Genomic DNA, 12,997 nt, shown 5'->3' with positions numbered 1-12,997 from the left:
TGCTATCCCCTATCTGTCTTATGTATTTACGCTGCCGCTTTGTTAGCAGCTTGCTTGTCTGCATACGCGACCAAGGCATCGCGGAACCATTCACCGTCTTCATACGCTTTCACGCGCGTTTGCAGGCGTTCGCGGTTGCACGGGCCATTGCCCTTCAAGACGTTGTTGAACTCGGACCAGTCGATCTCGCCGAATTCATAGTGGCCCGTTTCCGCATTGAACTTCAGGTCGGGATCGGGCACGGTCAGGCCCAGGTATTCAATCTGCGGCACGGTCTGGTCGACCATGCGCTGGCGCAATTCGTCGTTCGAGAACAGCTTGATGCGCCATTGCGCCGACTGGGCGCTGTTGACGGAAGCGGCGTCGGACGGGCCGAACATCATCAGCGAAGGCCACCACCAGCGGTTCAAGGCATCCTGCGCCATGGCTTTTTGCGCGGGCGTGCCCTTGCAGAGCGACATCATGATGTCGTAGCCCTGGCGCGCATGGAACGATTCTTCCTTGCAGACGCGGATCATGGCGCGCGCATACGGACCGTAGGAACAACGGCACAGGGGAATCTGGTTGATGATGGCGGAACCGTCGACCAACCAGCCGATGGCGCCCATGTCCGCCCACGACAGGGTCGGATAATTAAAGATGCTGGAATACTTGGCTTTGCCCGAGTGCAAGGCGGCCAGCAAGTCGTCGCGCGACACGCCCAGGGTTTCCGCGGCGCTGTACAGGTACAGGCCATGGCCCGCTTCGTCCTGGATCTTGGCCAGCAGGATGGACTTGCGTTTCAGGGTAGGCGCGCGCGTGACCCAGTTACCTTCGGGCAATTGGCCGACGATTTCCGAGTGCGCGTGCTGCGAAATCTGGCGGATCAGGGTCTTGCGGTAGGCATCCGGCATCCAGTCCTTGGCCTCGATCTTGATGCCTTCGTCGATGCGTGCCTGGAAAGCGCGCTCTTCTTGACCCATGTCGTCGAGGGAACGGACGTTCTTGAGGCCGGTTTCAACCATTTGTGCGTACATGATCTGTCTCCCATGTCTTTGATTTTGCGCAGCAACGCGGTGCGATGAACAGATAATACGATACAAAAAACGATTTGCATACACTTGATATGAATCATTTTAAAAATTCGTATCTTGTGCAGCTTTTTTGTGCGTATGATATTGCTGATGAGAAAACACTACAGAGCGCCACCAGCGCTTCCGGCAAATTATTGCCGCGCTACCCGCGCAGCCAAGTAAACTGCTGCTTTTATTGATTCGACCGCAACACGGCCAGACCGGAACCACATGAAGAACACCCGCTGCACGGCATGGATAGCCGATTTCCTGGAAAGCGACCCACCGCGCTCGAAGTCCCTGGTGATGACCATCTTTGGCGACGCCATCGTGCCGCGCGGCGGCGCCATCTGGCTGGGCAGCCTGATCGAACTGCTGGCGCCATTCGGCGTCAACGACCGTTTATTGCGTACCAGCGTGTTCCGCCTGGCGCAGGAAGGCTGGCTCAGCTCGCAGCGCGATGGCCGCCGCAGCGCCTATACGATACGCCCGGAGGCGCTGGCCCGCTTCGAACGCGCCTATCGCCGCATCTATGCGCCGCTGGTCGTGCACTGGGATGGCAGCTGGACCCTGGTGATCGGGCCGGCCGGCAGCATCGGCGCCGCCGAGCGGGGGGCGCTGCGCAAGGAATTATTGTGGGCCGGCTATGGTTTGATCTCTCCCGGCATCTTTGGCCATCCGGCCAGCAATACGGAGGCGCTGGAAGATATCCTCGTGCGCAACGAGGTGCAGGGCAAGTTGTATGTCTGCCACACAACAGAGTTGCCGGGTGTCAGCACGCGCCCCCTGCGCGACATGGTGGGCGACTGCTGGGACTTGTCGGAAGTGATGGCCGGTTACGAAAAATTCATCGCCAGCTTCCAGCCCCTGCTGACCCTGCTGCAAGAGGCGCCCGTGTTCGATGCCGAGCAAGCCTTCGTCATCCGCTCGCTGCTGACGCACGCCTACCGACGCGTGCAATTGCATGACCCTCAACTGCCCGTCGAACTGCTGCCCGAACCGTGGCCCGGCACGCAAGCCTACGCATTGGCGCGCGACCTGTACCGCATCACGTATGCGGCCGCCGAGGAACATATCCTGGCCACCCTGCGGCGCGAGGATGAGCAGGCGCCGAATGTCGAGCCGTGGTTCTACGAACGATTTGGCGGTCTGAACACCTGACAAAACGTCCATGGCGGCGTTGCAGGGCCTGGGCGTACGTTCGTACTGCCTGCGACCCTGCGCCTTGCCCTGAACATTTTTCAGGCGTTCAGGAATAAGTTACTGTCTGCTCACTGTTTCACCACTACTTGCTTCGCTCCCGCCAGCAAATCCTGCCCCAGCTTTTCCAGCGCATTGGCCTGCACCAGCATGGTGTCGAGGATGGCGACGTTGAAAGTGAATTCGGCTGGCGTCGTATAGCCGGGGAAACGTATGATGCGCAGCAATTCCTGCAAGGTCGTGCCCTTGCCCAGGTGCGCCAGCGCATCGCTGAGGGCGCTGACTTTCTTTTCCAGTTCGCGTATGTGTTTGCCGTTGTCGTCCATGATGCTCTCCTCATGTTGGAGCTATCACGTTAGCAAAGCATGTCCCGCGTCGTTTGCGCCAGCACAAAGACGCCGCTAAAACGGGTATCATCGCGCCATTGCACACGATGCAAAACCCATACGTTTTTATCAGGAACACACATGACCATTAAAATCAGCCAGCAATTCGACGCCGGCGCGATCGAGGTGCTGCGCGCCGACGATGCACTATCCATCGAGCTGAACATCCGCAAGGATTCCCACGCCGACATCACGCAGTGGTTTTACTTCCGCCTGCAAGGCGCGCAAGGCGAGGCGTGCACGATCCGCTTCATGAATGCAGGCAAGTCAGCCTACCCGGACGGCTGGAAAGATTACCAGGCTGTCGCCAGCTATGACCGCGAAACCTGGTTCCGCGTGCCGACCAGCTTTGATGGCACCGTGATGACCATAGCACACACGCCGGAGGAAGAAAGCGTGTACTACGCCTACTTCGAACCGTATCCATGGGATCGTCACCTGGCCCTGATCGACAGCGCGCAAGCGTCGCCGCTGGTACGCTTGATCGACCTGGGCAGCACCGTCGAAGGCCGCGACATGAACCTGCTGGTGGTCGGCGACGCCGATGCCGAGAAAAAAGTCTGGGTCATCGCGCGCCAGCATCCCGGTGAAACGATGGCGGAATGGTTTGTCGAAGGCATGCTCGAAGCCTTGCTGGACCAGGCCAATCCGTTTGCCCGCCAGTGCCTGCAAGACGCCGTCTTCTACGTCGTGCCGAACATGAACCCGGACGGTTCCGTGCATGGCAACCTGCGCACCAATGCGGCCGGCGCCAACCTGAACCGCGAATGGATGACGCCGACCATGGAGCGCAGCCCGGAAGTGTTCCTGGTGAAACAGAAAATGCATGAAATCGGCTGCGACCTGTTCCTCGACGTGCATGGCGACGAAGGCTTGCCGTACGTCTTCGTGGCCGGCAGCGATGCGCTGGAAAATTTCACGCCAGCACAAAAAGCCGAGCAAGACCGCTTCATCGCCGACTTCAAGGTGGCCAGCCCCGACTTCCAGGATGAGCACGGCTACGAAGACGGCCCGTTCACGCCGGAAGTGCTGACCATGGGTTCGCCCCACATCACGCACGCCTTCGGCTGCCTGTCGTTGACCCTGGAATTGCCGTTCAAGGACAATGCCAACGATCCCGACCCGCAAACGGGCTGGAGCGGCGCCCGCAGCGCCGCCCTGGGTGCTGCCGTATTGCAACCGATCCTGGCCACCTTGCGCGCTTAAGCCTTACCGCAGTCACGCGGCCCGACCTCGCAGGCGGGCCGCGCTTTTCTCTCAGCCCTTGGCTACCTTGCGCAAGGCTTCCACCAACCGGTCCAGATGCGACTCGGGCGTAAAGATGCCTGGCGTGACGCGCACGCACGCGCCACTGGCAAGGCCGTCGCGCGGCACGGCAAAGATGCCGTGTTCCTGTACCAGCTTTTTCGACAGCGCATAGCTGTCGGCCACGCTCGTCTTGCCCTTCAGGCGGAACGAAGCGATGGCGCTCGTCAGGCGCGGATCGGCTGACGCCAGCACCTCGATGCCTTCGATGGCGCGCGCCGCTTCCACCCAGCGGTTGCGCAGCAGCCGCAGCCGCGCCTGCTTGTTGGCCACGCCGATCTGCGCATGCAAGTCCAGCGCCGTCGGCAAGCTCAGATAAGCGGCGAAATTGACCGTGCCCGTGTGCACGCGCGTGCGGATATCATCGCCCGCCTTTTCTCCCCGCAGTTCCCCCATGTACGGGTCGATATCGGCCACCCTGCCCCGCTTGATATACGCAGCACCCACGCCGACAGGCGCGCCTATCCATTTATGCAGGTTGATGCCGGCAAAATCCGCTTGCAGGTCAGGAATCGTCATGTCCAGCTGGCCGAAGCCGTGCGCCGTATCGACGATCACGTCGATGCCCCGTGCGCGTGCCAGGCGGCTGATCTCGGCCACGGGCAAGACCATGCCGTTGCGGTGATTGACGTGCGTGAGCAGCATCAGTTTCAATGCCGGATGCCGTTCCATGGCAGCAACATAGGCGGCGATGACGCCGTCATGCGTAAACGGTTCCGGCATGGCAATCGACACGACCTGGGCGCCGCGCCGCTGCTGCAGCCAGCGCGTGACGGTGATCATATTGTCATAATCGATATCCGCGTACAGCACCGTATCGCCCGGCCGCAAGCGGTTATAGCCGGCGATCAGGACTTGCAGCGCTTCCGTCGCACCGCGCGTCAGCACGATTTCATCGATGGCCACGCCCAGCGCCCTGGCCGCCGCCGCGCGCGCCGCCTCGAAGTCGGCCGGAAAGCGCATGCGCGCATACCAGGCGTTGTCGCGGTTGACCATGGCCAGCTGCTGCTCGTAGTGGCGCAGCACGGGCCTGGCCATCGAACCCCAGAAAGCATTGTCGAGTTGCACGATGGCATCGGTCGTGTCGTACTGCGCGGCCACGGCCTGCCAGTAAGCCTGGTTGCTGGCCAGGACTTCCGGCGCGGTGCCGGCCGGCACCGATGGCAAGGACGGAGGCAGGGCGGCAGATGCTGCCGCAGCCGATCCTGCGCCCGCCGCCATGGGCAGCGCTGCCGCCAGCGAACCCGCGCGCAACAGGGCGCGGCGTTGTGGATTCATCGTCATCTCCCTTAAAATTTCACTTTGTACTCGACGTACAGATTACGCCCGTCCGTGTCGTACGGCGCATTGCGCGAATAGATCAGACCGCGGCTGGCCTGGAAGGTTGCTTCGTCAGGATACTTGTCCAGCACGTTGTCGATACCCACGCGCACGGACTGCTTGTCGCTGATCTTGTAGCTGGCCGCCAGGTCGAGGAATTGCATGGCGCCAAAACGCTGGAAGATATCGCCCGTGGCATTGCCGGAATTGTCCGTCCACGCGCCGTAATAGCGCACGCGGGCCAGGGTATTCCAGTTGCCCAGGTCATAGTTGCCGCTGATGGTGGCTTTCTGGCGCGGCAAGCGCTCCTCGAAGACCTGGCGCTGGGCCGCATTCGTCACCAGGCTGGACTTGCCGTCGTCGACTTTCGTCGTGTTGTAGTTGTAGGCCAGGGTCAGGTTCAGCTTGCCGTCGCCGATACGGCTCAGGTGGCTGCCGACGATATCGATGCCGCGCGTGGTGGTGTCGAAGTCGTTCGTGAAATAGCTGACCGAGGTATAGCGCAGCGGATTGGCCACGCCGGCCGGCACGGCAAACGCGGCGGACGTGCTGAAGCGGTCGCTGACCTTGATGTCATACACGTCGACGGAACCGGAGAAGCCCGCCGATGTCTTCCACGTAAAGCCCAGCGACAGGTTCTTCGATTTTTCCGGCTTCAATGCCTTGGCGCCCAGCAGGATGGCCAGCGGATCGTTGTTGGCCAGGCGGCCGCTGGTAAACAGCAGCAGGGTCTTGGTGTCGAGGCCTTGATTCGTGCTGTTGGTGTTCGACTGGCCCGGCGTCGGCGCACGGAAACCCGTCGAGTAGGAACCGCGCAAGGCCATGTCTTCGCTCAAGGCATAGCGGGCCGACAACTTGCCGTTGACGGTGCTGCCGAATTCCGAGAAATGTTCATAGCGGGCCGCGCCCCCCAGGCTCAGGGCCTTCGTGACGGGTACTTCCACGTCCAGGTAGGCCGCATAGCTGTCCTGGCCCCAGCTGCCCGCCTGGCGGTCGCTGAAGCCTGGCGCGCCATTCGCATTCGCGTCGAGGCCGATGGTCGCGCCCGGCCCCACCGTCCAGGACGCCACGTCGCCCGCCTTCACGCCATAGGTTTCATTGCGCGCCTCCGCGCCGAAGGCGATGTTGACCGGTTGCGGCAGGGACGCCACGGGCAATTCATAGTTGAAGTTGGCGTTGAGAATCTTTTCCACCTGCGACAACTGGCCCAGGTAAAACGATGTCGGGCTGCCCGGTCCCATCGAGGCGTTGATGGAATTGGCCAGCTTGTAATCGATGCGGTTGCGCCCCCAGGAAGCGCTCACGTCCCAGCCGAAGCGGTCGTTGAAATGGCCGCGGACGCCGGCCACCACCTGTACATCATCCTGCTCGTTCGAATAGCTGGGGCTGAAGCCCAGCGGATAGATGCTGCGCAAGTCCCAGCCTGGGAACAGGCTGCTGGTTTTATATGCGCCCGTGCTCGTGTCCGGGTTGCGCCAGTTGAAATCCGAGGTGCCGTCACTGCGGCTGAACAGGCCAAAACCGTACAGTTCCGTCGTGTCGGACAGGGCCATGCTGGCGTTGAAGCCGATGCGCTTGCTGTCGAGTTCAGGCTGGCCCCAGCGCTGCACGGGATTCGGTACCTTCAGTTCCGGATGCGCATTCTGGAAAGCAATCGCGTCGGCCCGCTGGCGCGTGCGCGACGTGGGGTCGGACTTGGCCAGCGCGCCGAAAATCGTCGCCTTGCCCGTCTCGCCAAAGGCAAAGCCCGTCTTCAGGTTCACTTCATTGCCCTTGCCGTCGCCTTCCGAATATTGCGAATGGTGCACGGAGACCTCCGTGCCGAGCGTATCGTCGAGAATGATGTTGATCACGCCGGCAATCGCATCGGAACCGTACTGGGCGGAAGCGCCGTCGCGCAGCACCTCGATGCGCTTGATGGCGGAGACGGGAATCTGCGCCAGGTCCGGCGCCTGCGCGCCGCGCGCGCCCAGCAAGGCGCTGCGGTGGAAACGCTTGCCATTGACCAGCACCAGGGTCTGGTCCGGCGACAGGCCGCGCAGGGTGGCGGGACGCACGAACACTTGCCCGTCAGCCATCGGCAGACGCTGTACCACATATGAAGGCACGAGTTGCGCCAGCACATCGTTCAAGTCCGACGATTCAACGGCGCCGATATCTTCGCGGTTGAACACATCGACGGGCGCCATGGTGTCGAACTGCGTGCGGTTGCTGCCGCGCGTGCCCGTGACGATCACGGCTTGCGGGGCTTCACTGGCGTCGCTGGCGGAAGCTGGCGCGGCGGGCGCGGCGCCATGGGCTTGGGCCGGATGGGCGAACAGGGCGTTCATGGCACACAACAGGGCCACCGCGCGGGCGATGCGGGTACGGGAGTAGGTCATGGAGAGGGTCACTATGCAGGTTGAATCAACAACAACGCGTCACGGCAAGACTCGCATCTTGCATGAAATATCACGAAGTTCGGCTTACTTACATTAAAAGCATCTAAATAGCGCAGATAACGTCAGATGGCGACATCATACGAAGGCAATATTTCATCCGTATGACGATGGAAGCCCCGTTCAAAAAACCACACGCCCATGAAAAAAGGCGCCAGCGGCGCCTTTGCAGAAAGCAGTCACAGCACTCAACCGCCCGCCACCACCATGCTCTCGATGAGGATGGAACCCGTCTCTTTGGTGCCGCGGCGCAAGGCGTCCGCGCCCACGGCCACGATATTGCGCAGCATGTCCTTCATATTGCCGGCGATGGTGATTTCTTCCACCGGATACTGGATCACGCCGTTTTCCACCCAGAAACCGGAGGCGCCGCGCGAATAGTCGCCCGTCACGTAATTGGTTCCCTGTCCCATCAGTTCCGTCACCAGCAAGCCCGTGCCCAGCTTTTTCAGCATGGCACTAAAATCGTCGCTGGCGGCCGTCAGCTTCGAGGTCAGGTACAGATTGTGCGAACCGCCCGCGTTGCCCGTCGTCTGCATGCCCAGCTTGCGGGCCGTGTAAGTCGACAGGAAATAGCCTTGCACCACGCCATCCTTGACGACGTCGCGGCTGACCGTCTTGACGCCCTCTTCGTCGAACGGCGCGGAACCGACGCCGCCGATCACGTGCGGGTCTTCAAAGATCTGCACGTGCGAGGGCAACACTTGCGTGCCCAGGGAATCGTTCAGAAACGTGGACTTGCGGTACAGGGCTCCGCCCGAGGTCGCTTGCACATAGGTACCCAGCAAACCGGCCGCCAGCGGCGCCTCGAACAGCACGGGGCAAGTACGCGTGCCCAGTTTGCGCGCGTTCAGGCGCGACAGCGCACGCTCGGCGGCGTATCGGCCGATGGCTTCCGGGCTCGACATCTTGGCGGCGTCGCGCACGGATGAATACCAGTCGTCGCGCTGCATCTTGGCGCCCTTGCCGGCGATGGGCGCTACGGACAGGGTATGGCGCGAAAACGGGTAGCCGCCGATGAAGCCGCGCGAATTGGCGGATACAAAGTGCGATTGCTGCACGTGCACGCTGGCGCCCTCGCTGTTGGTGATGCGCGGATCAACGGCAAACGCGGCCGCTTCGGCCCGCTGGGCCAGTGCGACGGCTTCCTCGGTGGAAATGCGCCAGGGATAGAACAATTGCAAGTCGCGGGGAGACATTTCCAGCATGTCGGCATCGGCCAGGCCGGCGCAATCGTCCTCGGCCGTGAAGCGGGCGATGTTGTAGGCGGCGTCCACCGTGGCGCGCAAGGCGGCCGGAGAGAAATCGGAGGTGCTGGCATTGCCGCGCTTCTTGCCGACAAACACGGTCACGCCCATGCCCTTGTCCTTGTTTTGCTCGATCGTCTCGATCTTGCCTTTTCTAACAGAAACGGACAGGCCACCGCCTTCGCTGACTTCGACGGCTGCGTCGGTGCCGCCCGCTTCCCGCGCAAAAGACAACACATCACGGGCCAGTTGCTGCAATTGCTCTTGACTATGGGTAAATACGGAGTCGTTCATGCGCTGTTTTCTTCGGAAAGCCGCTAAAAAGGTTATCATAGCAGTCGTTTACAGTTTACAGGTGCGGCCTACGCGGCCAATCCCGCCTTATCATGCCAAATCCAAACCGGGGAGCTTGCGGCTTCCAATCGACCGAATTCGAACAGGAATATGAACGTCCATCGAAGTCGGAACTCAAGCGCCAGATGACCGTCCTGCAAAAGCTGGGCGAAGAACTCGTCAATGAGGCCCGTGACCGCGTCAAGCGCGTCCCGATGCCGGAAGACGTGCGCGACGCCATTCTCGAATGCCAGCAAATCAAGGATCACGAAGGCCGCCGCCGCCAGCTACAATACGTGGGCAAGAAGATGCGCACCCTGGATGAGGAAGAAGTTGCCGCCATCCAACGCACCATCGATAGCTGGAAAGGCTTGTCGAAAGCCGACACGGCCAATATGCACGCGATGGAACGCCGCCGCGACAAACTCTTGACGGATGACAAGGCGTTGACCGTCTTGCTGTCGGAAAACCCGGAACTGGACGTGCAGCACCTGCGCACCTTGATCCGCAATGCCCGCAAGGAGCAAGCCGAGAACAAGCCGCCCAAAGCCTACCGCGAAATCTTCCAGATCTTGAAAGAGATCGCCAAGAAGAAAAACGGCGGCAAGAAAGATGCCGACGAAGATGGCGTCGAGCCAGAAGAAGACGAGTAAACAGCTGGGGTCTGCCCCCAAAATTTACGAAAAACCGGGATCTGCCCGGTTTTTTTACGACATAGACAGGTGCCCCATGACCACGATAGAAGACGAATTGATTATCGGCCTCGTGTCGATCTCGGACCGCGCCAGCGGCGGCGTGTATGAAGACCTGGGCATCCCCGCCCTGGAAAGCTGGCTGTCCGCCGCCATCCGCACGCCATTCCGCCTGGAAAAACGTTTGATCCCGGACGAGCGCTCGCAGATTGAAAACACCCTGATCGACATGGTCGACCTGAGCCACTGCCATTTGATACTGACGACGGGCGGCACGGGACCGGCGCGGCGCGATGTGACGCCAGACGCCACGCTCAGCGTCGGAACCAAGGAAATGCCCGGTTTCGGCGAACAGATGCGCCAGATCAGCCTGCAATTCGTGCCGACGGCGATTTTGTCGCGCCAGGTGGCCGTGATCCGCGAGACGCCGGAGCGCGCCGCCCTGATCATGAACTTGCCGGGCCAGCCAAAAGCCATCAAGGAAACCCTGGAAGGCTTGAAGGATGTTGATGGAAATCAATTGGTGAACGGCATCTTTGCCGCCGTGCCGTATTGCATCGACCTCATCGGAGGCCCTTACATGGAAACCGACCCGGCCATCTGCAAGGCCTTCCGTCCCAAATCGGCGCTGCGTCCGGCGCAACCTTTACCTGAGGAAAATACATGAGCACTTTGCTGGAAACCATAGAACTCGACAGCGCACCGAACCCCACCGTCTCCATCATCTGGATGCATGGCTTGGGCGCCGACGGCAACGACTTCGTTCCCCTGGTGAAAGAACTCGACCTGCGCGGCTGCCCCGCCATCCGCTTCATCTTCCCCAGCGCCGGCACCATGCCCGTCACCATCAATAACGGCTATGTGATGCGCGCCTGGTACGACATCCTCGTGAGCGACCTCGTGCGCCGCGAAGATGAGAACGGCTTGCGCGCCTCGCAGGCTCAGGTCGAAGCGCTGATCGCGCGCGAAAAGGCGCGCGGCATTCCCGCCAGCCGCATCATCCTGGCCGGTTTCTCGCAAGGTTGCGCCATGACCTTGCAGACGGGCTTGCGCCACGCGGAGCCGCTGGCCGGCCTGATGTGCCTGTCCGGCTACCTGCCCCTGGCCGACAAGACGGCGGCGGAACGCACGCCGGCAAGCCTGCAGACGCCGATCTTCATGGCGCACGGCACGGCCGACCCCGTGGTGCAGATCGGCCGCGCACAACAGTCGCGCGACTTGCTCACCGGCATGGGTTACAAGGTGGAGTGGCACGAGTACATGATGCAGCACTCGCTGTGCCAGGAAGAGATCGACGCCATCGGCGCGTGGCTGAAAAAAGTATTGGCATAAAGTAAAACAGGCGCAGTGTGCGCCGCGCCTGTTGTCTTGCGGAACGCCGGGAACGATCAGTTTACCGGCGTTTTTTCATTCCAGATTTTCAGCATGTCGGGCGACGCTTCCGAGCGGATGCCATTGTCCGTCAGCACCGATTCCGTCGCTGCCAGCATGTCCTTGCGGGGCACGACGACCATTTCCGCATCGCGCTGCTGGAAGCGGAACGTCAGCAATTCATCCGTCTGGTCGCGCAGCAAGGCCACCAGGTGCGCCAGGCTGCGCACGCGCACGCCATTGACGGAATCGACGACCGAGAAGAAACGGGTGCTGTAGCCATTCATCAGCTTGTGCGGGAAGAACGGCGCGGCGATCACCACCAGCTCTTCGCGTTCGCTGTCGGGCGCATCGCCGCGCCGCGTGGCCAGCGGATTGCCGGCAAACGCCATGCCGCCCAAGATTGCTGGATTGCCATTTGGCGCCGCCATGAATTCCGTGGTGGCGCGTGAAAACACCATGGGGCCGAAGATGAAATAGGATGGGTAATTGCCCTGCAGGCCGGCGATCAGCATCGGATGCGCGGCCGAGACGGGCACCTTGATTTTCAGGGGCGCGCCCTGGCGCACCACCGTCAGCGGCAATTCGCCATCTTTCGCCAGCTGCTGCACCCGGTACTGGAAGCTCACGCGGCTGTTGGCGTTCAGCTTGACCATGCCCTGATTGTCAATGGGAAATTCGCCGATATGCGTGATGACATCCCACTCCTTGAGCGGATAGGCCGCATCCTTGCTGGCCGGCGACATCACGACGGCGCCCTCGACGCCCTTGGCCAGCTTCAGATAGGTGCGCAGCGCGGGGTTTTCCAGCGTTTGCGTCACGTCGCGCATGGCCGGCTTGCCCTTGGGCGCGCCACTGTCTTGGTCGCGCAGGAACAGCTCGATTTCCTCGTTGGGGATGATGTAGCCAATGTTTTGCGCATTGAGCATGCCGGCAAAGGCCAGGCCGATCATCTTGTCGCCGGCAATCACGGGGCCGCCGCTATTGCCCGGGTTGATGGCCGCATCGATCTGGATGCGCAGGCCGGAGACAGGAAAGTTGTAGCGCACGAATTCGATGCGCGAAACGATGCCCTTGGTGATCGACAAGGACGTGCCGCCCGTCGGATAGCCATATGCCAGCACGGCATCGCGCACGTCCGGCAAGACATTGGCGCGCGGCACGGCTTTGTGGCTGGAAAAAAAACTGTCGTCGTCGATTTTCAGCAAGGCCAGGTCCATGCCACGCGAGATGGCCAGCACGGTCGCAGGGATCTTGTCGCCGGCGCCATTGGCCTGGATCTGCACCTGACTGGCATAGCCGACCACGTGCGCATTGGTGAGGATGCGGCGGCCTTCGATGACGACGCCGGAACCCGTCACCTCTTGCGGCGCCGCCTTGCTCCACGGCTTGTACGGGTCCGGCCCGCGCAGGGTGGAAAACACCTTGACGACGGAGTTTTCCAGGGCGGAAGCACTGGCGCTGGCGGCCGTCTCGGCGGCCAGCGCACGCACCGTCATCAAGGGACCAAGGACCAACACTAGCAAGGCGCGGCCCATCAGGGTGAAGCACGGACGAGTTTTCATTGAGCTTGTTGGCAATGGAAGGGAAGTAAAATTATATATTGAATAATTGCAACTTCATTACACTTTGTCCATCTTTGCCGAATAAGCC

The 12,997-nt window shown here is 61.3% G+C and carries 11 protein-coding genes; 5 read left to right on the top strand and 6 right to left on the bottom strand.

The features are described from left to right. Positions 1-26: 26 nt before the first annotated feature. Positions 27-1,016, bottom strand: coding sequence for a 1,2-phenylacetyl-CoA epoxidase subunit PaaA (gene paaA, locus CSQ93_RS01700; RefSeq protein ID WP_034780404.1), 990 nt, complete (start codon positions 1,014-1,016; stop codon positions 27-29). Positions 1,017-1,283: 267 nt separating this feature from the next. Between paaA and paaX the strand changes: the two genes are divergently transcribed. Further along, a complete protein-coding gene (gene paaX, locus CSQ93_RS01695; RefSeq protein WP_099376445.1) occupies positions 1,284-2,213 on the top strand; it encodes a phenylacetic acid degradation operon negative regulatory protein PaaX in 930 nt (309 codons plus the stop codon). Between the two features lie 110 nt (positions 2,214-2,323). Here paaX and CSQ93_RS01690 read toward each other — a convergent pair whose 3' ends face one another. After that, positions 2,324-2,578 (bottom strand): hypothetical protein, encoded by a 255-nt coding sequence (locus tag CSQ93_RS01690; RefSeq protein WP_099376444.1) that lies wholly within the window; start codon positions 2,576-2,578, stop codon positions 2,324-2,326. Positions 2,579-2,719: 141 nt separating this feature from the next. On the opposite strand from CSQ93_RS01690, the gene CSQ93_RS01685 reads away from it, so the two are divergent. Then, positions 2,720-3,844: a M14 family metallopeptidase gene (locus CSQ93_RS01685; RefSeq protein WP_099376443.1), complete on the top strand. Its 1,125-nt coding sequence runs from the start codon at positions 2,720-2,722 to the stop codon at positions 3,842-3,844. Positions 3,845-3,895: 51 nt separating this feature from the next. Here CSQ93_RS01685 and CSQ93_RS01680 read toward each other — a convergent pair whose 3' ends face one another. The 3 genes from CSQ93_RS01680 to pmbA all read right to left on the bottom strand — a co-directional run bounded on the left by CSQ93_RS01680 (position 3,896) and on the right by pmbA (position 9,242). Next, a complete protein-coding gene (locus CSQ93_RS01680) occupies positions 3,896-5,221 on the bottom strand; it encodes an aminotransferase class V-fold PLP-dependent enzyme (RefSeq protein WP_099376692.1) in 1,326 nt (441 codons plus the stop codon). An 11-nt stretch (positions 5,222-5,232) separates the two neighbouring features. After that, a complete protein-coding gene (locus tag CSQ93_RS01675; RefSeq protein ID WP_199534212.1) occupies positions 5,233-7,644 on the bottom strand; it encodes a TonB-dependent receptor plug domain-containing protein in 2,412 nt (803 codons plus the stop codon). Positions 7,645-7,889: 245 nt separating this feature from the next. Continuing rightward, positions 7,890-9,242, bottom strand: a complete 1,353-nt coding sequence (gene pmbA, locus CSQ93_RS01670; RefSeq protein WP_099376442.1) for a metalloprotease PmbA — start codon at positions 9,240-9,242, stop codon at positions 7,890-7,892. Positions 9,243-9,334: 92 nt separating this feature from the next. Here pmbA and yjgA point away from each other — a divergent pair, with 92 nt between their 5' ends. The 3 genes from yjgA to CSQ93_RS01655 all read left to right on the top strand — a co-directional run bounded on the left by yjgA (position 9,335) and on the right by CSQ93_RS01655 (position 11,305). Beyond that, positions 9,335-9,934, top strand: coding sequence for a ribosome biogenesis factor YjgA (gene yjgA, locus CSQ93_RS01665; protein ID WP_099376441.1), 600 nt, complete (start codon positions 9,335-9,337; stop codon positions 9,932-9,934). Between the two features lie 76 nt (positions 9,935-10,010). Then, positions 10,011-10,640, top strand: a complete 630-nt coding sequence (mog, locus tag CSQ93_RS01660; protein ID WP_099376440.1) for a molybdopterin adenylyltransferase — start codon at positions 10,011-10,013, stop codon at positions 10,638-10,640. After that, positions 10,637-11,305, top strand: coding sequence for an alpha/beta hydrolase (locus CSQ93_RS01655; RefSeq protein WP_099376439.1), 669 nt, complete (start codon positions 10,637-10,639; stop codon positions 11,303-11,305). The genes mog and CSQ93_RS01655 overlap by 4 nt, the downstream gene beginning before the upstream one ends. Positions 11,306-11,361: 56 nt before the next feature. On the opposite strand, the gene CSQ93_RS01650 is transcribed toward CSQ93_RS01655, so the two are convergent. Continuing rightward, complete coding sequence (locus CSQ93_RS01650) at positions 11,362-12,909, bottom strand: S1C family serine protease (RefSeq protein ID WP_233515990.1); 1,548 nt, start codon at positions 12,907-12,909, stop codon at positions 11,362-11,364. Positions 12,910-12,997 lie beyond the last annotated feature (88 nt).

Origin of the sequence: Janthinobacterium sp. BJB426 (genome assembly GCF_002735705.1) — a bacterium.
In the GTDB taxonomy this organism is placed as follows: Bacteria; Pseudomonadota; Gammaproteobacteria; order Burkholderiales; family Burkholderiaceae_D; genus Janthinobacterium.
The sequence above is the reverse complement of the archived record's forward strand: the minus strand, read 5'-3'. Positions and strand labels throughout refer to the sequence as shown.

Bases quoted from the DNA above. Each gene is read 5' to 3' on its own strand.
- CSQ93_RS01655 (WP_099376439.1), top strand. From the start codon at position 10,637: ATGAGCACTTTGCTGGAAACCATAGAACTCGACAGCGCACCGAACCCC.
- CSQ93_RS01685 (WP_099376443.1), top strand. From the start codon at position 2,720: ATGACCATTAAAATCAGCCAGCAATTCGACGCCGGCGCGATCGAGGTG.
- pmbA (WP_099376442.1), bottom strand. From the start codon at position 9,242: ATGAACGACTCCGTATTTACCCATAGTCAAGAGCAATTGCAGCAACTG.
- paaA (WP_034780404.1), bottom strand. From the start codon at position 1,016: ATGTACGCACAAATGGTTGAAACCGGCCTCAAGAACGTCCGTTCCCTC.
- CSQ93_RS01650 (WP_233515990.1), bottom strand. From the start codon at position 12,909: ATGAAAACTCGTCCGTGCTTCACCCTGATGGGCCGCGCCTTGCTAGTG.
- yjgA (WP_099376441.1), top strand. From the start codon at position 9,335: ATGCCAAATCCAAACCGGGGAGCTTGCGGCTTCCAATCGACCGAATTC.
- CSQ93_RS01690 (WP_099376444.1), bottom strand. From the start codon at position 2,578: ATGGACGACAACGGCAAACACATACGCGAACTGGAAAAGAAAGTCAGC.
- CSQ93_RS01675 (WP_199534212.1), bottom strand. From the start codon at position 7,644: ATGACCTACTCCCGTACCCGCATCGCCCGCGCGGTGGCCCTGTTGTGT.
- CSQ93_RS01680 (WP_099376692.1), bottom strand. From the start codon at position 5,221: ATGAATCCACAACGCCGCGCCCTGTTGCGCGCGGGTTCGCTGGCGGCA.
- paaX (WP_099376445.1), top strand. From the start codon at position 1,284: ATGAAGAACACCCGCTGCACGGCATGGATAGCCGATTTCCTGGAAAGC.
- mog (WP_099376440.1), top strand. From the start codon at position 10,011: ATGACCACGATAGAAGACGAATTGATTATCGGCCTCGTGTCGATCTCG.